The 18,762-nt window shown below is 70.9% G+C and carries 17 protein-coding genes; 12 read left to right on the top strand and 5 right to left on the bottom strand.

All coding sequences use genetic code 11. The features are described 5' to 3' along the window. Window positions 1-38 precede the first annotated feature (38 nt). From HUA75_RS17110 to HUA75_RS17085, 6 genes are all read left to right on the top strand, one after another. A complete protein-coding gene (locus HUA75_RS17110) occupies window positions 39-1,481 on the top strand; it encodes a site-2 protease family protein (protein WP_174457966.1) in 1,443 nt (480 codons plus the stop codon). Between the two features lie 84 nt (window positions 1,482-1,565). Next, window positions 1,566-2,594: an acyl-CoA desaturase gene (locus tag HUA75_RS17105; RefSeq protein ID WP_174486993.1), complete on the top strand. Its 1,029-nt coding sequence runs from the start codon at window positions 1,566-1,568 to the stop codon at window positions 2,592-2,594. Between the two features lie 122 nt (window positions 2,595-2,716). Continuing rightward, a complete protein-coding gene (locus HUA75_RS17100) occupies window positions 2,717-3,283 on the top strand; it encodes an RNA polymerase sigma factor (RefSeq protein ID WP_246137523.1) in 567 nt (188 codons plus the stop codon). Beyond that, window positions 3,280-4,098: a DUF1109 domain-containing protein gene (locus tag HUA75_RS17095; RefSeq protein WP_174486992.1), complete on the top strand. Its 819-nt coding sequence runs from the start codon at window positions 3,280-3,282 to the stop codon at window positions 4,096-4,098. The genes HUA75_RS17100 and HUA75_RS17095 overlap by 4 nt, the downstream gene beginning before the upstream one ends. Before the next feature lie 128 nt (window positions 4,099-4,226). Further along, window positions 4,227-6,332: a chloride channel protein gene (locus HUA75_RS17090; protein ID WP_254627587.1), complete on the top strand. Its 2,106-nt coding sequence runs from the start codon at window positions 4,227-4,229 to the stop codon at window positions 6,330-6,332. 100 nt (window positions 6,333-6,432) lie between these two features. Further along, a complete protein-coding gene (locus HUA75_RS17085; RefSeq protein ID WP_174486991.1) occupies window positions 6,433-6,957 on the top strand; it encodes a GNAT family N-acetyltransferase in 525 nt (174 codons plus the stop codon). An 11-nt stretch (window positions 6,958-6,968) separates the two neighbouring features. Here the strand turns inward: HUA75_RS17085 and HUA75_RS17080 are convergent, their stop codons facing one another. Together HUA75_RS17080 and HUA75_RS17075 are read right to left on the bottom strand one after the other, a co-directional pair. Then, window positions 6,969-7,511: a peroxiredoxin gene (locus HUA75_RS17080; RefSeq protein WP_174461102.1), complete on the bottom strand. Its 543-nt coding sequence runs from the start codon at window positions 7,509-7,511 to the stop codon at window positions 6,969-6,971. Between the two features lie 48 nt (window positions 7,512-7,559). Further along, window positions 7,560-8,843, bottom strand: a complete 1,284-nt coding sequence (locus HUA75_RS17075; protein WP_174457989.1) for an amidohydrolase family protein — start codon at window positions 8,841-8,843, stop codon at window positions 7,560-7,562. 519 nt (window positions 8,844-9,362) lie between these two features. Here HUA75_RS17075 and HUA75_RS17070 point away from each other — a divergent pair. The 3 genes from HUA75_RS17070 to HUA75_RS17060 are packed head-to-tail and all read left to right on the top strand — an operon-like array spanning window position 9,363 to window position 13,341. Continuing rightward, a complete protein-coding gene (locus HUA75_RS17070) occupies window positions 9,363-11,552 on the top strand; it encodes a protein kinase (protein WP_254627624.1) in 2,190 nt (729 codons plus the stop codon). Between the two features lie 10 nt (window positions 11,553-11,562). Then, the gene (locus HUA75_RS17065; protein WP_174486990.1) at window positions 11,563-12,573 is read left to right on the top strand and encodes a PHB depolymerase family esterase; all 1,011 of its coding nucleotides are present in this window, start codon (window positions 11,563-11,565) and stop codon (window positions 12,571-12,573) included. An 18-nt stretch (window positions 12,574-12,591) separates the two neighbouring features. After that, window positions 12,592-13,341 carry a ChbG/HpnK family deacetylase gene (locus HUA75_RS17060; protein ID WP_174486989.1) on the top strand — a complete coding sequence of 250 codons (750 nt, stop codon included), beginning with the start codon at window positions 12,592-12,594 and terminating at the stop codon, window positions 13,339-13,341. Between the two features lie 21 nt (window positions 13,342-13,362). Here HUA75_RS17060 and HUA75_RS17055 read toward each other — a convergent pair whose 3' ends face one another. Continuing rightward, window positions 13,363-15,285 (bottom strand): hybrid sensor histidine kinase/response regulator, encoded by a 1,923-nt coding sequence (locus HUA75_RS17055; protein ID WP_174486988.1) that lies wholly within the window; start codon window positions 15,283-15,285, stop codon window positions 13,363-13,365. A 196-nt stretch (window positions 15,286-15,481) separates the two neighbouring features. On the opposite strand from HUA75_RS17055, the gene queF reads away from it, so the two are divergent. Next, a complete protein-coding gene (gene queF / locus HUA75_RS17050; protein WP_141646096.1) occupies window positions 15,482-15,838 on the top strand; it encodes a preQ(1) synthase in 357 nt (118 codons plus the stop codon). A gap of 43 nt (window positions 15,839-15,881) precedes the next feature. Here queF and HUA75_RS17045 read toward each other — a convergent pair whose 3' ends face one another. Both HUA75_RS17045 and HUA75_RS17040 read right to left on the bottom strand, forming a co-directional pair. Then, window positions 15,882-16,076, bottom strand: coding sequence for a hypothetical protein (locus HUA75_RS17045; protein WP_141646097.1), 195 nt, complete (start codon window positions 16,074-16,076; stop codon window positions 15,882-15,884). 18 nt (window positions 16,077-16,094) lie between these two features. Beyond that, the gene (locus tag HUA75_RS17040) at window positions 16,095-17,105 is read right to left on the bottom strand and encodes a serine/threonine-protein kinase (RefSeq protein WP_246137526.1); all 1,011 of its coding nucleotides are present in this window, start codon (window positions 17,103-17,105) and stop codon (window positions 16,095-16,097) included. Between the two features lie 187 nt (window positions 17,106-17,292). Here HUA75_RS17040 and HUA75_RS17035 point away from each other — a divergent pair, with 187 nt between their 5' ends. Together HUA75_RS17035 and HUA75_RS17030 are read left to right on the top strand one after the other, a co-directional pair. Beyond that, a complete protein-coding gene (locus HUA75_RS17035) occupies window positions 17,293-17,502 on the top strand; it encodes a hypothetical protein (protein ID WP_174486987.1) in 210 nt (69 codons plus the stop codon). An 81-nt stretch (window positions 17,503-17,583) separates the two neighbouring features. Next, a complete protein-coding gene (locus tag HUA75_RS17030) occupies window positions 17,584-18,720 on the top strand; it encodes a phosphatidylserine/phosphatidylglycerophosphate/cardiolipin synthase family protein (RefSeq protein ID WP_174486986.1) in 1,137 nt (378 codons plus the stop codon). The last annotated feature ends 42 nt before the right edge of the window (window positions 18,721-18,762 follow it).

Genomic DNA, 18,762 nt, shown 5'->3' with positions numbered 1-18,762 from the left:
ACTGCGCATCCGCGCCTCAACGGTTAAGGTCCGTGCCCATGTTCCGCTTTCGCCTCGGGAGCATTCCCGTCGACGTCCACCCCAGCCACCTGCTGGTCTCCGCCGTGCTCGCCTACAGCTCGGTCCGCGCCTCGCAGGATGGCTGGCCCTTCCGCCAGGTGTCCGAGGCGCCCGCCCTGGGCCAGGCCAGTGCCATGGTGGTGTTCGTCCTGTCGTGGATGCTCATTGTCTTCGTGTCCGTGCTGGTCCACGAGCTGGGCCACGCCCTGGCCAGCCGCCTCTTCGGCTACCACCCGAGCATCGCGCTCGTCTGGCTGGGCGGGCACACCCTGCCCACCGACATGCCTGGCCCGCTTCCATGGAAGAGGGATTTGGTCATCACCGTGGCGGGGCCCCTCTTCGGGCTGCTGCTCGGCGTGGTGAGCCTGGTGGGCTACCTGGTCTTCAACGGGCACTCCCCCGCGCTGGACTTCTTCCTGCGCACCTTCGCCGGCGCCAACTTCATCTGGGCCATCTTCAACCTGCTGCCCGTGCTGCCGCTGGACGGTGGGCGGCTGGTCTCCACGCTGGCCACCCGGGTGCTCGGCCCCCGGCGGGGACTGCTCGCGTCCCAGGGCCTGGCGCTGCTGGTGTGCGTGGCCGTGGTCGTCTACAGCCTGAACATCGGGTGGCTCTTCCCCGCCATCTTCTTCGCCATGTACGGCGTCCAGGCGTTCCGCACCGTGGCGGAGGCCCTGAGTTCCGGCGGTAACGCCCCGCGCGTCGGTGGCACAGGCTCGCTGGACAGCCCCGTGGCGGGGAAGCTTCGCGAGGCGAAAATCGCGCTGGATGCGGGCCGGCTGGATGACGCACGCCGGCTGGGCGCCGCGGTGCTGGAGGGCGGCGACGGCCTCACCCCCGAGCTGGCCAGCCACGCCCACCACCTGCTCGGCTGGGTGGCGCTGAAGGAAGGCCAGGGCCGGCAGGCGCTGGACCACTTCTCCCAGGTGCAGGGGCTCCAGGTGGAGCCGCATGCGGTGGCCGCGTCCTTCTCCCTCGTCGGTGACGACGCGCGCGCGCTGGATTGGTGGAAGCAGGCCTGGCAGACGTCCTCGGACCGCACGGTGATGCACGAGTACGCCGGGACGTTGATCCGCCTGGGCCGGACGCCGGAGGCCCTGAAGCTGCCCGGCGTGGAAGCCGCCGCGGCGTTCAGCTGCGCGGAGCGCGTGCTCTTCATCCGAGGCGTCTATTCGGAGGCCGCCGCGATGGGCGAGGCCGCGCTGGAGCACGCCCCGAGCGCCAGCATCGCCTACGACGCCGCGTGCGCTTATGCCAAGGCGCGCAACGTGCCCGACGCGGTGCGCCTGCTGCGCCGGGCCAGCGAGCTGGGATTCAAGGACGGGGCCTATGCCGCCTCGGACGCGGACCTGGCGCCCCTGCATGGCCACCCCGCTTTCGAGGAGTGGTTGACGGAGCTGCGGCAATCCGCTGCCTCCTGACAGAGCGATGACAGGAGGGGGTGTTGATGCGGGACGAGGCTGCGCACCTTCGGGCGCGCTCCTGCTCCAGCTCAAGAGGCTCCCTTGCAGACTTCCTCTCCTGCTCCCGCCCTGCCCTCGGACAACGAGCGCCTGAACTGGCTGTCGTCCATCCCCTTCTTCGCCGTCCACATCATGTGCCTCTTCGCCATCTCTGTCGGGGCGAAGCCAGTGGACGTGGCGGTCTGTGTGGGGCTGTACATCCTGCGCATGTGGGGAATCACGGTGGGCTTCCACCGCTACTTCTCCCACCGGGCCTTCAAGACGGGGCGCGTCTTCCAGTTCATCCTCGCGCTGGTGGGCACCCTGTCGACGCAGAAGGGCGTGCTGTGGTGGGCGGCCAACCATCGCCACCACCACCGGACGTCGGACCAGGCGGACGACATCCACTCGCCGGTGCAGAAGGGCTTCTGGTTCAGCCACGTGGGCTGGATTCTGTGTGACAAGTACGGGCCCACGCGCATGGAGGGCATCAAGGACTTCGCGCGCTTCCCGGAGCTGGTGTGGCTCAACCGCTTCCACCTGGTGCCGCCCGTCCTGCTGGCGGTGGCGCTCTACTTCATCGGCGGCTTCTCCATGCTGGTGTGGGGCTTCTTCGTCAGCACCACCCTCTTGTGGCACGGGACGTTCACCATCAACTCCCTGAGCCACATCTTCGGCAAGCGCCGCTACAAGACGACGGACACCAGCCGCAACAACTGGCTGCTGGCGCTCATCACCCTCGGCGAGGGCTGGCACAACAACCACCACTACCACCAGAACACCGCCAACCAGGGCTGGTTCTGGTGGGAGGTGGACCTGAGCTTCTACTCGTTGAAGGTCCTCTCCTGGTTCAAGGTCGTGGAGGGCCTGCGGCTGCCCTCCGACTCGGTCAGGTACGCGTACAGGAAGTACTCGGCGGAGGACCGCGCGGCGCTGGCCACGCCCACCCGCTTCTTCGGCGCGGGAGGCGCGCGCGCGCAATTGGTCGCCGCCAGGACGGCCGCCGAGGGCAAGGTTCGCGAGGCGCTGGCCGCCGCCGCGGATCACCTGCCCTCCTCCGCACCCACACCGCAGCCCATGCTCAAGCAGTGACGATGGCGGGGCCGAGGCACACCCACCCTGGGTCTCATGCAACCGGCTAGAGTGCCGCGCGCGTGTCACCGCCTTCATCGATGAAACCAGCCTCCGCGCCCGTGCGTACCGGAGACGACTCGGTGCGCACTTCCGTCGCACCCGAGTCCGACGAGGTGCTGATGGCGCGGTTTTGTGAAGGGCAGGCTCCGGCGTTCGACGCGCTCTTCCAGCGTCACTCCCGACAGGTGCGCGGATACCTCACCCGCCTGACGGGCAGCGCGTCCACCGCCGAGGACCTGGTGCAGCTCACCTTCATGTCCCTGGTCCGCTCGCGAGGGCGCTTCCAGGTGGGCTCCCGCTTCAAGCCGTGGCTGTATGCCATCGCCACCAATGCCGCGCGCGACTCCCAGCGCCGGGGCCGTCGCACCGAGGAGCTGACGGCCGAGGGGGAACTGCCCACGGGCATCGCCGACGAGAGCCCCGCGCCCCGAGACGTGGGCCTGGAGCGCGCGGTGCGACAGGCGCTCGACATGCTCCCCGAGGGCCAGCGCATCCCCATCCTCCTGCACCGCTTCGAGGGCATGGGCTTCGCCGAAATCGCCGACACCCTGGGCCTCACCGAGAGCGCGGTGAAGGTCCGGGCCCATCGAGGCTATGAGCGACTGCGCGAGCTGCTCGCCACCCTGCGCACGGAGACCTTGGAATGACCCCGGAGTGTTCACGGGTGATGGACTGTCTGGGCGAGGCCCTGCCCCCGGAGCTGACGAAGCACGTGGCGTCCTGTGAGGACTGCCAGGTGGTGACGGGCGGCTTCGACCTCCTCGGCGGTGCGAGTCACGCCACGGCGTCGACGCTCCCCACGGCCTTCGCGTCCTCCGAGGATGACGAGCAGACGCTGCCCGGCCACGACACCGCGCGACGCTTCGCCCTGGAGACCCTGGCGAAGCAGCCCACGGCGCGTCCCTGGTGGCACGGGCTGGCGCTGCTGGTGGGCGTCCACGCGGCGATGGTGGGCGTGGGGCTGACCCTGCTGAGCCGCCGAGGCGGATGGGTGGGCAACGCGTCCCCGCCGGGACTGGTGGCGGGCGTGGGAGTCGTCATCCTCGCGCTGCTCGGCGCGGGCGCCTTTGTCGCGCTGTCGCCCCGCCGTCGGGTGGTGCCCTGGGCGGGAGTCCTCGCCTTCGCTGGAGCCCTGGGCGTCACGGTGGTGCTCACCGGTTCCGGCCAGCAGGGCCGGGCCTTGCTGGCCGGCGTCCTCGGTTGCGCGGGCACGGAGCTGGCGGTGACGGTGGTGCCGCTAGCCGTCACGCTGGTGCTGCTGAGCCGCTCCGCCTACCACCCCGCGCGAGCGCTGGCCGCAGGGCTGTCCGCCGGCTCGGTCAGCCTGCTCGTCCTCCACGTGCATTGCCCCGACGGGACGGCGGCCCACCTGCTCTGGGGCCATGTGGTGCCCTGGCTGGGGCTCGCGGGCATCGCCGTGCTGCTGCGCTCGCTGCTGCCCACGCGCAGCTACGCCCCCTGAAGACAGGCCACCCGCCGCCCTCCCGCTCGCCCCCTCGCGCCGTGTGGCCGCGAGGAGTGCCACCGGCCCGACAGGCCGCTCTCGAACGTTGAAGCTTCCCCGTTCGGGATGGGTTAGTGGGAGGACCAATGAATGTCGATGAACCTCCCCCTGGGGTGATGCCCCAGCGCGCGGTGTGGGTCCGCGCTCGGGAGCACTTGAGCCGATTCACGCACGCGGCGCTTCAAGCCTCCAACCGCCTGCGACTGCCCGGTCCGTCGGTGCTGCCCGTGGCGGGCGCGGTGGTGGGGCTCTACAGCGGCCTGGCCGCGGGCATCTTCTCCAACCTGATTGGCCTGGTGAGCGGGCTGACGTTCGGCGCGGCGGAGCTGGCGCACACGCTGCGCCGCAGCCAGTTGCTGACGTTGATGGACGCGTTCGGCTCGGCGCGGTGGCATCTGGAGTACGCCATCGTCGGGGCGCCGCTGGCGCTCGGCGCGCTGCTGCTGGCGCGGGTCATCGAGCCCGGAGGTCCTCGGGACGAGGTGAAGCGACGGTTGCGCCTGCTGGCGCTGCTGACGCTGGGCGCGCTGTCGCTCTACTACCCGCTGGTGGCGCTGGCCGCGCTCAACAGCGTCTTCGGTCACCCCCACGCCCTGGCGGAGGCGATTCCCCACCTGCCCTGGTGGCTGATGCTGCTGGCCCCCACCCTGGGCGGCGTGGCGGTGGGACGGCTGCTCCGGGACAGGCCGGAGACGCATGGCCATGGCGTCCCCGAGGTCGTCCGAGCGGTGAAGAGTGGCGCCAACGTGGTGCCCGCGGACCGGGGCCTGTTGAAGCTGGTGGCGTCCGCCATCACCATCGGCAGCGGCGGTTCGGCGGGCCGTGAGGGCCCCATCGTCTATGGCGGCGCGGCGTTCGCCTCCAGCGTGGGCCGGGTGCTGGGCTTCAGTCGCAGGGAGCTGTCCATCCTCCTGGCGTGCGGCGCGGGCGCGGGCATCTCCGCGTCCTTCAACGCCCCCATCGCCGGGGCGGTGTTCGCGATGGAAATCATCCTCCGCGAGTTCGAGCTGCGCGTCTTCTCGCCCATCATCCTGGCCAGCGTGGCGGGCACGCTGGTGAGCCAGGGTGTGCTGGGCGAGGCGCCCATGCTGCGCAGCGTGCCGTACGAGCTGGTGAGCGGCTCGGAAGTCCTGGCGTACGCGGTGCTGGGCATCGGCTGCGGCCTGCTGGCCTTCACCTTCGTGAAGATGCTGCACGGGGTGGAGCACTTCTTCCAGGGGCACATGGGAGGGAGGCTGTCGCCGTGGCTGGGCCGCAAGTCGCTGCCGTTCCGCGCGGGCCTGGGCGGGCTGTGCGCGGGGCTGATGGCCTTCGTCAGCCCCACGGTGTGGGGCAGCGGGCACGACTTCATCAACCTGGCGGCGGTGGGAAAACTGCCCTTCTTCTTCCTCGTCACCGCCTGCGTGTTGAAGCTGGTGGCGACGGCCATCACCATCGGCTCGGGGGGCTCGGGCGGGACGTTCTTCCCCGCGGCCGTCATCGGCGCCATGGCGGGTGGAGCGTTCGGCACGCTGGTGCACTACTTCTTCCCGGCCAGCACCGGCCCCAGCGGGGCGTATGCGCTCGTGGGCATGGGCGGCGCGGTGGCGGCGCTCAACCGGGGTCCGCTCACCGGGATGATGATGATGTACGAGCTGAGCGGGAACCACGACATCATCCTCCCGCTGATGGTGACGTGCACCATCGCCTCCGCGCTGTGCCACTACCTCATCGAACGCAACGCGCCCAAGGCCCCCAGCGACACGGACCTGCTGGAGAGCACGCCCGTGCAAGCGCTGATGGAGCACGTGGCGCCCGTGCCCGCGGGCCTGCCGATGCGACCCCTGGCCGACCTGCTGCTCACCTCCGAGACGGGCGCGCTGCCGGTGCTGGACACCCACGGCGAGGTCTACGGCATCGTCCAGGTGGAGCAACTGCGCGAGGTGTGGCGCGACGAGGCCATGTACCCGCTGCTGGTGGCCAGCGACCTGGCGCGCAAGCTGCCGCTCCTGGCGCCCAATGCCGACCTGGCCCAGGCGCTGCGCATCATGGACCAGGAGGACGTGGACTCCCTGCCCGTCGCCGCTCCCGAGGGCATCGCCACCCGGGGACTGCTGACGCGCGCCGCGGTGAGGCGCTTCCTCTTCGCCCAGCACGCCAAGGCCCATGCGCGCGGCGACAGCCCCGTCAGCGCCACCGAGGTGACGCACTGACGTGCGGGGCCTGGGGTCCGGGATACCCCCCTTTTTACGAGGGAGGCTCGTCCTGTTCGCGGCGCATGGGATGGGACATGCTGGGCGCCCGGAGGCGTCCGTGGAGCTACTCCGTGCGAGTCCAGCCGAGCACCCGCTGCTGCGAAACCTGTACCCGCTCTACCTGCACGACTTGAGCGAGTTCGGGGTGGAGTACCGCCTGGACCCACAGGGGCAGTGGGTGCCCAACTTCCTGCCCACGTGGCTCGCGGCCTCGGACGAGGTCCATCCGCTGCTGCTGCGCTGGGAGGGCCGCACGGTGGGCTTCGCCTTCGTGGCGCAGACCCCCTTCCCGTACATGACTCCCGGGCGCGACTTCCGGATGAGTGAGTTCTTCATCCTGCGCGGCGAGCGGGGCTACGGCCTGGGACGGCGCGCGGCCATGGCCGTGTTCGACCGCTTCCGGGGCTTGTGGGAGGTGTCCCAGTTGCCCGCCAACCACGCGGCCACCTCGTTCTGGAGGAAGGTCATCCGCGAGTACACCGGCGGCCAGTTCGAGGACAGCTACGTGGAGGACTCCCCGGCCCAGCTCTTCGACAACCGGGGACTGCCACCCCTTCGCCTTGGACCGCCCACGACGCGATAGCCGGGTGCGCGCTACGGCTTCGCCTCGGGAGCCGGCGACGGCTCCTTCGTGGCGGGCGGCGTCGCGGGCTTGCCCTGCGAGCACGAGGTGATGGCGCCCGCCGGGTCGATGGCGTCACCGCCAGAGTCCACCTTGAGGACCTTGCGCCCCTCGCCGACGACGAAGGTGTAGCGCTTGGACACCGTCACCAGCGGCATCTTCACGTCGTACGCCTCGACGACCTTGCCGTCCGGGTCCGGGATGAAGGGGAACGGAGCCTTCAGCTCGGCCTTGAAGCGCTTGAGCGTCTCCGCGTCATCCGTGCTGAAGGCCAGCACGCGCCCCTGCAACTTCTCGATGTCCGAGTGCCGGGCCGTGTACGCCTTGAGTTCCTTCGTGCACCCTCCCGTGAAGGCCTTGGGGAAGAAGGCGACGATGACGGGCCCCTGCTTCACCAGCTCCGACAGGATGTAGACCTTGCCGTCCGTGTCCTTCACGGTGAAGTCCGGGGCGGTGTCGCCCACGTTGGGGATGGCGGCGACCAGAAGCCCTGCGAGCAGTACGGGAGCGAGCATGCCGGGGATTTGAGCGGACCCGCCCCTCCCAGGCAAGCGACGCCCTCGCTACTTCGACTCGGCCATGCGCGCCCACACGGCCGACGCGGCCTCGCGCGCCTGCTCGGCCACCACGGAGGGGTTCACGGACAGCGGGCGGCGCGCCCACATGCGCCACACCCCATCCACCATCACCGCCTCCACGTGCCGGCTGCCCAGGCCGAACACCACGTGCCACGCCAGGTTCTCCGCCGTCAGCGGCGTGGCCGGCAGGTAGTCGAGCACCAACAGGTCCGCCAGCGCTCCTTCCCGCATGGGCCCCAGCGGCACCCCGAAGTGCTGCGACACCAACCGATGCCCGTTCGCCAGGTAGCGCAGCACGTCGATGGGCTGCCCCGCCTCGCGCGAGCGCAGATACGCCGCCTGCGCCTCCGCGAACAGGTCCGCCGACACGCCATCCGCACCCAGCGTCGCGCGCGCGCCGAACTTCAGCGCCGGCGCATACCCCACCTCCAACCCCTGGTTGGCGCGCGGCGTGTGGACAATCCACGCCCCCGTCGCAATCACCTGCGCCAGGTCCGCCCACGCCAGGTGCCCCACGTGCGCCAGTTGGCTCCGAGGCGACAACAGCCCCGCGTCCAGGAGCCGTGGCACCGGCGAGGCCCCATGCCGCTCGTTCGACAGCCGCTCGTCCAGCGGGTCCTCCGCGAGCGGCAGGTGCAGGCCGGTGTTCGCCGCCTTCAGCGCCTCGGCGAGCCCCTGGAGCGCGTCCTGCCCCAGCGTGAAACAAGGCCCCGCGCCCACCTGGCCCCGGAATCTCCCCTTCGCCTTCTGCGCGAAGCCCACCGTCTCTTCCAGCCCCTCCTCGCGCCCCACCGCCCCGCTGCGGTCCGACACCGCGTAGGCGAGCACGCCGCGCACCCCCACCTCGTGGAGACCTCGCGCCAGCCGCACCAGCGAGCCCGACACCGCCTTGGGCGAGGAGTGCAGGGTGCACACCGTCGTCGTGCCGCACTGGAGCGCCTCCAGGCCGCCCGCGCACCCCGCCACCTGGACGGCGTCCAAGTCCAGCGCGTCCTCGTAGGGCCAGAGCACCTTCTCCAGGATGTCCTGGTAGGTCTCCATCGCCGTGTTCGGCATGCCTCGACCCAGGACGGCGTGCAGCCGGTGGTGCGCGCTGACCAGCCCCGGGAAGACGAGCTTGCCGGAGAGGGCCACCACCTCGTCGTCGGCCTCGGGCGTCAGGTCCGGCCCGCGCGCCACGATGCGCTCTCCTTCGACGCGCAAGTCCACGCGTTCCACCACCGCGGGCTCCAGCTCGACGACGTAACCACCCTTGAGGACGGTGCCCAACATCCCTCCGAGGAACGAAGAACGAAGAACGAAGCGCGTGGCGGGTCAGCGCGGCGCGAGGTTAGCACTCCACCCGACCCATCGCGCGAGCCTGCAGATGGCGCGCCCACACCCCGCGTAAGGCCCACCGCACCCCGCGCGACGTGGCGGTGCGCAGCGGGGCCCCGGAGCGTCACGGGGTCGAACCCACCCCGGAGCACCTCACCGCCTTCACCGCGCCAGGGCTCGCCCACGCCCTCCATGCGGCCCCCCCCACGCCACCACCGTGGGCCTCCTCGATGACGCGGGTGATGCGGCGGCCGTGGTGGAAACCCACACCTGGCCAAAGGCCCGCGAGCCACGGTGGCGCATGCGCCGGGCGGCCGAGTTCGGGACGGAGACGGGCAGGCTTCCCCCCTCGAACTTCTGAGGGGGGACGCGGGGCGGCTCTGCACATAGACTGGCGCCATCTTGGAGTCGGGTCCGAACACCTATTGGGTCGGTCGCTATCGGCTGTCCGCGCGTATCGCGACGGGCGGCATGGCCGAGGTGTACCTGGGGCGCCGCTTCGAGGATGACGGCGCGCGAGGGCCCGCGGTGGCGGTGAAGCGGCTGATGCCGCACCTGGCCTCGGACCGGCGCGTGGTGCAGATGTTCCTCAACGAGGCGCGCATCACCGCGCAGGTGCGCCACCCCAACGTCGTCTCCATCCTCGAATTGGGCATGGAGGGCACCGAGCCCTTCATCGCGATGGAATTGCTGGAGGGCCGCTCCTTCGCGGAGCTGCGCCAGGAGGCCGCGGAGCGGGGCCAGCGCGTGCCGCTGGGCATCACCCTGCGCGTGCTGGTGGAGGCCTGCCGGGGCCTGGACGCGGCCCACCGCGCCGTGGACGAAGCGGGGCGGCCGCTGCGCATCGTCCACCGCGACTTCACCCCGGACAACATCCATGTGGGTGTGAATGGCGCGGTGAAGGTCATCGACTTCGGCATCGCCAAGGCGGACGCGCTCGGTGCGGGCACGGAGCCCGGCGTCCTCAAGGGCAAGTTCTTCTACATGTCGCCGGAGATGATCGCCGGCAAGCCGGTGGACCACCGCGCGGACCTCTTCGCCGCGGGCGTCATGTTGTACGAGCAACTCTGTGGCCGCAGGCCCTTCACCGGCATGACGGCCGAGGAGGTGCTGGGCCGCATCGCGGAGGGGCGCGCCCGGCCTCCCACCGCGTTCGACCCGTCCGTCCCCGCCGCGCTGGAATTGGTGTGCCTCACCGCGCTCCAGAGAGACCCGGCCGCGCGCTTCGACAGCCTCGAGTCCTTCATCGACGCCATCGAGGCCATTGGAGGCCAGGCCGAGGTCGCCACCGGGGAGCAGGTGGCCGCGTACGTGGACACCCTCTTCCCGCCGGACCGGGACCCGAAGCGACAGGCCCTGCGCCGCGCGCGGATGGCCGACCCATCCCATGGCGGCACGCCGCCGATTCCTCGCGCCTTCGACCCCAACGCCGCGCCCCACAACGCCATGACGGTGCCGGCCGCGTGGCCCAAGGTCTTCCTGCCCGACGTGGGCGCCACCCTCCACGGCGGCGAGCCCCCGGACTCCGTGCGCCCGCCCACGCCCACGTCCCCGGGCTCCACCGAGGCCGCCACCGTCACCGGCTTCCGCGCCAGCTCTCCGGGCGTGGTGCCGCCGTCTCGACCTGCCTCCACGACGGACTCGACGCCTCCCGCGCGCAACCCGACGGACTCGACGCCTCCCACGCGCAATGACTCCGGCATCACCCAGGGCGGCCCTCGACGCCGCTCGCGGTGGGGCCTCGTGCTGGGTGGAGTGCTCGGACTCGCGGCGCTCGGCGCCGGAGGCACGTGGTACCTGACGCGCACGGAGTCGTCTCCGACGGAGCGGCTGGCGAAGGCACAGGCCGCCGACGCGCCCACCGCGAAGGTTTCGCTGCTCTCCGGCCTGGGCGAGGACACGCGCGCCACCGCCGAGGAGCTGGCCCAGGCGGGGACGGTGCTGCTGACCGCGGGCGCACACTTCAAGGCGCTGGAGCTGGCGGAGGCCTACGTCGCGCGCTTTCCGAAGGACGTGGAGGCGCACCTGCTCGCGGCCCGGGCGGCGACGGAGCTGAACCGGGGCAAGCGGGCCGAGCGCGCGTTGGACGAGGCCCTCACGCTGGCGCCCAAGGACCTGCGCCCCTCGCTGATGCTGGCGGACCTGCGCGAGCGCCAGGGCGACCTGCCCGGCGCGGTGGCGGCGCTGGCGAAGGCGTATGCCCAGAAGCCGGGGGTGGCGCGGGTGGCGCCTCGCTACGGGCGGATGCTGTCGCAGAATGGCCGGCTGGACGAGGCCGCCTCGGTGCTGTCCGCCTGGACGCGGGAGCATGACGACGCGGCCAGCCTGGCGGAGCTCGGCTTCGTGCGCTTCCGGCAGGAGCGCGTGGACGAGGCCGCCGCGCTGCTCAAGCGCGCGTTGCGCAAGGACGGCAAGCTGGCCGTGGCCCACTACTACCTGGGGGCCGTCCTCTTCCGTCAGGGCGACAGCACGGGCGCCGAGCGCGCCTATCGGGAGGCGGACAGGCTGGCCCCGGAGGACCCTCGGGCCCTGGCGGCGCGATGCCAGCTCCATGCCCATGGTGGCAATGAGACGGCCGTCGCCGAGGTGAAGCGTACGCTGGAGGAACGATTCCCCGAACGGGCGAACGTCCTCGCGGCAGAGTGCAAGGCGGGGAATTAGCTTCCCGCCCATGCGCCTCGTGCTCGTCGCCCTCATCCTGGGGGCGCTCGGCTGTTCATCCTCCCTTGCCTCGCGCCCGGAAGACCCGGGCGACACCGGCCCGGAGCCCTCCAACGAGGAGCCCTCCGTCCCGGAGCGCGCGTCCTGCACCGGACTCTCCGAGGGGCCCGGCACCCACGAATGGACAGTGAGCCACGCCGGACGGGCGAGGACCTACCGCGTCCACGTGCCCCCCGGCTACGACGCCACGCGGCCCACGCCCACCGTGGTGGCCTTCCATGGCTTTGGCTCGAACCCCGAGCAGTTGGAGGTCCAGACGGGCCTGTCGACGCTCGCGGACACGGAGGGCTTCCTCGTCGTGTACCCGCGCGGGCTGAGCGCCCAGGAGATTTCCGGCGGCACCTCTCCCCCGCGAGACAACACCCGGGGCTGGAACGCGGGGGCGTGCTGTGGGACGGCCCAACTGTCCAACATCGACGACGTGGGCTTCGTGGACGCGCTCCTGGCGGACCTGGACACCCGCGTGTGCGTGGACCCGCGCCGCACCTTCGCCACGGGCTTCTCCAACGGCGGCTTCTTCTCCTACCGGCTGGCCTGTGAGCGCGCGGGGCGCTTCGCCGCCGTGGCGCCCGTCTCCGGAATGTCGCCCCTGAATGGGTGCCGCCCCTCCCGCCCGGTGCCCGTGCTGCATATCCATGGCACGGCGGACACCGTCATCCTCTACGAGGGCGGCAACAACATCCCCTTCGGCCGCGCCTACCCCTCGGCCGAGGACTCCGTCCGGAGCCAGGCGGAGCGCAATGGCTGCGGCGGCGCGGTGGTGGAGACGTACCGCCAGGGGGACAGCACTTGTAGCGCCTTCACCGGATGTTCTCCGGAGAACGCCACCGCGTCGCTCTGCACCGTGCGGGGCGGCGGACACACCTGGCCTGGCAGTCCGGTCAGCGCGGGCAACCCCACGCAGGACCTGAACGCCACGCTCGAGGCCTGGCGCTTCTTCCAAACCCGGCCTCGGCCCTGAAGCGCAGGAGAGTTCTTCGTGAGCACACGCGCCCTCATCATCAACGCCGACGACCTGGGGTATGACCCCGCCGTCACCCGAGGCATCCTCCAGGCCATGCGCGACGGCATCGTCTCGTCGGCCTCCCTCCTGGTGAACACCCCGTTCTCCGAGGCCTCCGCCCACGAAGCCGAGGGCCTGTCGCTGGGACTGCACCTGAACCTGGCCCGAGGCACCCCGGTGGGGAGCGACTTCCCGCGCGAGCTGCTCGGGGCCAATGGGAACTTCGTGGAGTCGCGCGCCGCCAGCATGCCCGCCGAGGTCGTGGAGGCGGAGACCCGCGCGCAGCTCGAGCGCTTCACGGCGCTGACGGGGCGTCCCGCGACCCATGTGGACGTGCACATGCACCTGCACCTGCAGCCCACCGTGCTGGAGGGACTGTCCCGCGTCGCGCGGGAGATGAAGCTGCCGGTGCGCTCCATCGACTCCATCATGCGCCACGCGCTCAAGGCGCAGGGCATCCCCACCAACACCCACTTCCTGGGCGACACGGGCTCGGATGCGTACTGGACGCTGGAGCGACTGGAGGCGGAGCTGGTGTCGCTGCCCTCCGAGGGCATCATCGAGTTGATGTGCCACCCGGGCTACCGGCCGGAGACGGTGAAGAGCGGCTACGGCGCGCAGCGCGAGGTGGAGCTGGCCACCTTCCAGAACCCTCGTGCCCGAGAGACCTTGTCGCGCCTGGGAATCACCCCCGTGGACTACCGGGTCCTCACGCCCGCGAGCTGAGGGCCTCTTCGCCGCGCGCGCCTAGATTCGGGGGCCGAAGCCCACGAGCGGCGGCGGCTCGCCCACGGCGGGCGTCCCCCCGGAGGGCCTGCGCCGCTCCTGCGTGAGCACGTTGCGCACGCGCGCCACCAGCTCATCGGCGACGTACGGCCGCGTGCACAGGGACGTCTCCTCCTGCGCCCACCAAGGCCGCGCATCGCCGGCCAGGAGGATGGGCACCGGCCGCGCGCGAGGCAGCGTGGCGAAGGTCTCCAGGAACAGCCCCGCCTTCCCATGCGTGACGGAGGTGGACAGCACGATGAGGTCCACCGGCAGGTGCGTGGCCCGCCGCAGCGCCTCCGCGCCGTCCCGCGTCGTGAGCACCTCGAACCCCTCCGCGCACAACACGCGCTCGGCCAGGGCCTCCTGCGCGGAGTCCTCGTCGAGCAGCAACACCCGCCGGGGCAGCCGCTTCACCTCGTGCGACGGCATGCGCGGCAGGCTCATCGTGAACGTGCTGCCATGGCCCTCCGCGCTCGCCAGCGACAGCGAGCCCCCGTGCAGCCGCGCGATGGAGTGGCTGATGAACAACCCCAGCCCCAGGCCTCCGAAGTTGCGGTGCGACACGTTGCGCGCCCGGTAGAAGCGCTGGAACACCTGGGACTGGTCCGCGCCGGGGATTCCGATGCCATGGTCTCTCACGTGGATGCGCGCCTCCCCCGCGAGCCGCTCCACGCACACGGTGATGGGCTCGCCCGGCGGGCTGTACTTGTGCGCGTTCTCCAGCAGGTTCACCAGCACCTGCTCCAGCCTGTCGCGGTCCCCTCGAACCCAGACGCGCTCTCGGGGGACCTCCACCGCGAAGGGCCTGTCGAAAGCCGCGCGGAAGTGGTCCACCACCTCCGCCACCAGCTGCCCCACCTCCAGCGGCGCCAGGTCCAACGCCAGCTTCCCGACGTCCAGCCGCGAGGCGTCCAGCAGGTCATCCACCAGCCCCGCCAGCCGGTCCACCTGCCGCTTGGACTTCAGCACCGTGGACAGCTCCAGCGGCTGCCCCGCGGTGAGCCGCTTCTCCATGGTGTACAGGCCCAGCTTCAGCGGGGTGAGCGGCGTCTTCAGCTCGTGGCTCGCGATGGACATGAACTCCTCGCGCACCTGGAGCGCCGCCTTCGCTTCGCGCAGGAGGCGCGCGTTCTCCACCGCCACCGCGAGCTGGTTGGCCGCCGCCGTCCACAGCTCCAGCTCCCGGGCGGAGAACGACGTGCCCTGCTCCTTGTAGAGCAGCAGCAGCCCCACCGTCCGGCGCGGCGCGCACAACGGCACCGCCGCGAAGATGGAGCCCAGCGAATCCCCATACCCCCGCTGGATGCCCAGCTGCGCCTGACGCAAGGCCATGGCCTGTCGGAACGGGTCGTCCTCGGGGTCGAATGTGTCCTCGGGAGACTCCGTCCCGGCCAGGTCCGACACCGCCGAGCGCCGCAGCTCCGAGCCGTCCTCCTCGCGCAGATAGACCTCCGCGCGCCGCACCTGGGCGCAGCGCACCAGCGCCACGACGGCCGCCGCGCAGACGGTGTCCACCTCCAGCGTCTCGCCCACGGCCCGGGCAATCTCGCGCACCGCCAGCGAGAAGGCGCCCTCGTCATCCACCCCGGAGGGCTCCACCACCAGCCAGGCGCCGGGGGACTCCGCCTCCCTGCCCGGCTTCACCTGCACTCGCACCTGGTGCAGCTCGCGGGTGATGACATGGCCGGTGTGCGGGCGACCCTCGCGGATGGCGAGCTCCACGGCATCCAGGCTCCTCCCGCGCTCGAGCACGTCCAGGAGGCTGGTGCCCGGGCGCAGGGTCATTCCCGTCTTGCGGGCGAAGCCGTCCTCACTCCACTGGACGCATAAATCGGGTCCAACGCGCACCAGGGCTTGAGGGAGACACGAGAAGGCTTCTTCGGCGTCGAGGGGAAGCGTCATGTGCTCGGGAGGTGGCGGGGGGCCTGCTCGGGATTATGAACCCCGCTCCGAGCGCGCAACCGGCCCGCCCCCCGCATTCCCCGCTGGTGGACGACCGCCGCGTTGAGGGGCCGACAGAACCCTCCGGAGGCAGCCTGGAGGGCTGGGGCCCACGTCGTGGATGACACGTAGCGATGGTGTGGTAGACGACACCGCCATGCCTTCGCAGCCGACCAAGGAACTCCAGACCTTCCCCAACCCGGCGCCCGAGCGCGATTACGAAATCGCGTTCGACTGCCCGGAGTTCACGTGTCTGTGCCCGCTCACCGGGCAGCCGGACTTCGCCCGGTTCAAGATTACGTACGTCCCCGACCAGCTCTGCATCGAGCTGAAGAGCCTGAAGCTCTACATGTGGGCGTACCGGAACGAGGGGGCCTTCCACGAGAAGGTCACCAACACCATCGCCGACGACATCATCAAGGCCATCCAGCCGCGCAAGCTGACGCTGGTGGGTGACTGGTTCGTGCGCGGCGGCATCGGCACCATCGTCACCGTCACGCACGAGAAGAAGTAGCCGGATGGAGAAGGGAGCGCCGCTCGCACGGCGCTCTCGCGACTCACTCCACCTTGTCGAAGATGGCGTCGGCGTTCTTGTTCAGGTCCGTCTCGATGCGGTCGGCGGCCTTGTGCACGTTCTCCAGCTTGCGCGCGGCGGCCGCTTCAGGGTCCGTGCGCGCCGGGCGGTTGAGGACGTACCAGGCCGCCGCGGCGAGAACGCCAATGCCCAGCACGAAAGTCACGATGCGTCCCATGGACTGCCTCCTCCCGCCTCAGCGGGTGAGTTGCTGAACGAGCGGCGCCCACTGCGCCTGGGTGAAGTAGAGGCCGGTCCCCGCCGCCGAGGCGAGGATGAGCGCGACGAGCGCCCACTTGAAGGCGCCGCCGGAGCGCGAGCGCGAGGTGTCGAAGACCTCCACCGCCGCGTCCAGCTCCTGGGGCCGCAACAACTGCTGCGCCTCCGTCTCCGTCAGCTTCTGGCGGTGGCGCAGGAAGGCGACCAGGAGCCCCGCATGCGACACCTGGACTTCCTGGGCGAGGAAGACGTCCAGCTCGCGGCGCATGGCGGCGGCGTCCGGGAAGCGGTCCTCCGGCTTCACCTCCATGGCGCGCTGGATGATGCGCACCAGGGGCATGGGCACGTTGGGCGCCACCTTGTTGAGCGGCGTGTACTTGCCGTCGCGAATCTTCGCGAAGACCTCGCCCGCCGTCTTGCCGTGGAAGGGCCGGGCGCCGGAGAGGGCCTCATAGAGCAGCACGCCGAGCGAGAAGATGTCGGTGCGGCCATCCAGCGGCGCGCCCGTCACCTGCTCCGGGGACATGTACGAGGGCGTGCCCACCGCCATGCCCGCCTGGGTGAGCGCCTCCAGCCCCACGTCCTTGGCGATGCCGAAGTCCATCAGCTTCACGTCACCGGACTTGGTGAGCATGACGTTGGCGGGCTTCAAGTCGCGGTGGATGATGTGGCGGAAGTGCGCGTGGTCCAGCGCGCTGGCGATGCGCGCGGCGATGACGCCCGTGACGTCCGGCGGCAGCGGCCCTTCCTTGATGAGCGTGTGGAGGGTGGGCCCGTCCACCAGCTCCATCACCATGAACATGCTGTCGTTCTTCTCCACCAAATCGTAGAGGGTGACGATGTTCTGGTGACGGAAGGCGGCGAGCGCGAGCGACTCCCGGCGGAACCGGGACAAGGTTTCCCTGTCTCGCTTGCCCTCCGGCAGCAGTTCCTTGATGGCGACCTCGCGCTGAATCATCTCGTGGAGGCCGCGATACACGACGGCCATCCCACCTCGGCCCAGCTCTCCGAGCACTCGATACGCGCCAATCTTGCGATGACGGACGGCTTTCTCTGCGGCAGGCACGGGCGAAGGGTACAGAACTGGACGCGGACCGTCGATGTCTCACGTGGCCACCCCCGGCGCCGGCGGGTCTGGACCATGGGCTCCCCCCCGATTCCGGCCCCCCTCCCCCATGAACCTCCGTCTCCTCGTCCCCCTCCTCGCCCTCTGCTCGCTCGGAGGATGCATCGTCCACCGAGACATCCACGGGCACGACTCGCATCCGCCCAAGTCGAAGAAGTCCAAGCGCAACAGCAAGGACTGTCACCCCAGCCAGTACTGGGATGGCGACGAGTGCCGCCACAAGGGCAAGGGCAAGGGCGCTCGCAAGCACGACGGGTGAAGTCCCGGCGCGTGGGGCAGGCCCGCCGTCACTGGGGGCGTGTCCCGTGCCGCCCGGGAGAGTTGTAGGGTGGGTGTGCTCATGCGCACCGAAGCCTCCGTCGTCCCGCAGCCCGTGCCGCCGCTGGCCCCGTCGTTCTCCCGGGAGCATGCGAGCGAGCACTGCACGCTGCTGGATGGGGGCGCGGAGGCGTTTCCCCGGATGCTGGAGGCCATCTCCTTCGCCCGGCACCGCATCCACCTGGAGGTCTACACCTTCGAGCGCGAGGGCGTGGGCGCGCTCTTCCTGGACGCGCTGGTGGCCGCGGCGAAGCGGGGCGTGTCGGTGAAGGTGGTGGTGGACGGCTGGGGCAGCATCGGCGCCAGCAAGTACCTCACGCAGGCGCTGCTGGCCGCGGGCGCGAAGGTGCGGGTCTACAACCCGCTCACCTCGCTGTGCCTGGGCCGCTCCTGGCGCAACCACCGCAAAATCCTCCTCGTCGACGACACGGTGGCGTTCCTGGGCGGCATCAACATCGGTGATGCCTACGCGGCGCACGGCGACGTGCCCGGCTGGGCGGACCTGGCCGTGGAGCTGCGGGGGGACATCTGCCGGCAGCTGGGCGCGAAGCTGACCGCGGGCACGGCGGCGCTGACGTCCGGCGCGGTGAGCCTGTACCTGTCCGGCATCGGCGGCGGGCACCGGCTGCGCAAGCGCTACCTGTCCGCCATCGACGGGGCGAAACACGAGGTCATCCTCGCGCACGCGTACTTCCTCCCGGACACGGGCTTCGTGCGAGCGCTGACGCGGGCGGCGCGGCGGGGCGTGAAGGTGTCGCTGCTGCTCGCCGGGAGAAGCGACGTCATCTTCGCCCGCGCTGCGACGATGCGGCTGTACGGCACCTTCCTGCGCGCGGGGGTGAACATCCACGAATGGACGGCCTCCACGCTGCACGCCAAGGCGGCGGTGGTGGATGGGAAGACGCTGCTGGTGGGCAGCTTCAACCTGGACCCGCTGTCGCTCGTGAATCTGGAGACGCTGGTGGAGGCCCAGGAGCCCGGCGTGGCGGCGCAGGCGGCCCTGTGGCTGGACAAGCACGTGGCCCTGTCGCGACACGTGCAACTGGAGCAGTGCGGACGCTCCAGCCTCCAGCGGTGGCTGCTGGACGTCGTGGGGCTGGCGGTGGCGCGCTTCGCGGAGCGCTTCGCCAGCTTCATCGGCCGGCGGCGCAAGCGGTGAGGCCGTCACGCGGGCGTCACGCGAGCGCGTGAAGAGGCCCCC

This window comes from Myxococcus sp. CA040A (genome assembly GCF_013336725.1).
Classification (GTDB): domain Bacteria; phylum Myxococcota; class Myxococcia; order Myxococcales; family Myxococcaceae; genus Myxococcus; species Myxococcus llanfairpwllgwyngyllgogerychwyrndrobwllllantysiliogogogochensis.
The sequence above is the reverse complement of the archived record's forward strand: the minus strand, read 5'-3'. Positions and strand labels throughout refer to the sequence as shown.

Excerpts from the sequence above, each read along its gene's own strand:
- HUA75_RS17030 (WP_174486986.1), top strand. The coding sequence starts at position 17,584 with ATGCGCACCGAAGCCTCCGTCGTCCCGCAGCCCGTGCCGCCGCTGGCC.
- queF (WP_141646096.1), top strand. The coding sequence starts at position 15,482 with ATGCCTTCGCAGCCGACCAAGGAACTCCAGACCTTCCCCAACCCGGCG.
- HUA75_RS17035 (WP_174486987.1), top strand. The coding sequence starts at position 17,293 with ATGAACCTCCGTCTCCTCGTCCCCCTCCTCGCCCTCTGCTCGCTCGGA.
- HUA75_RS17080 (WP_174461102.1), bottom strand. The coding sequence starts at position 7,511 with ATGCTCGCTCCCGTACTGCTCGCAGGGCTTCTGGTCGCCGCCATCCCC.
- HUA75_RS17090 (WP_254627587.1), top strand. The coding sequence starts at position 4,227 with ATGAATGTCGATGAACCTCCCCCTGGGGTGATGCCCCAGCGCGCGGTG.
- HUA75_RS17045 (WP_141646097.1), bottom strand. The coding sequence starts at position 16,076 with ATGGGACGCATCGTGACTTTCGTGCTGGGCATTGGCGTTCTCGCCGCG.
- HUA75_RS17065 (WP_174486990.1), top strand. The coding sequence starts at position 11,563 with ATGCGCCTCGTGCTCGTCGCCCTCATCCTGGGGGCGCTCGGCTGTTCA.
- HUA75_RS17095 (WP_174486992.1), top strand. The coding sequence starts at position 3,280 with ATGACCCCGGAGTGTTCACGGGTGATGGACTGTCTGGGCGAGGCCCTG.
- HUA75_RS17070 (WP_254627624.1), top strand. The coding sequence starts at position 9,363 with ATGGCCGAGGTGTACCTGGGGCGCCGCTTCGAGGATGACGGCGCGCGA.
- HUA75_RS17110 (WP_174457966.1), top strand. The coding sequence starts at position 39 with ATGTTCCGCTTTCGCCTCGGGAGCATTCCCGTCGACGTCCACCCCAGC.
- HUA75_RS17055 (WP_174486988.1), bottom strand. The coding sequence starts at position 15,285 with ATGACGCTTCCCCTCGACGCCGAAGAAGCCTTCTCGTGTCTCCCTCAA.
- HUA75_RS17040 (WP_246137526.1), bottom strand. The coding sequence starts at position 17,105 with ATGGCCGTCGTGTATCGCGGCCTCCACGAGATGATTCAGCGCGAGGTC.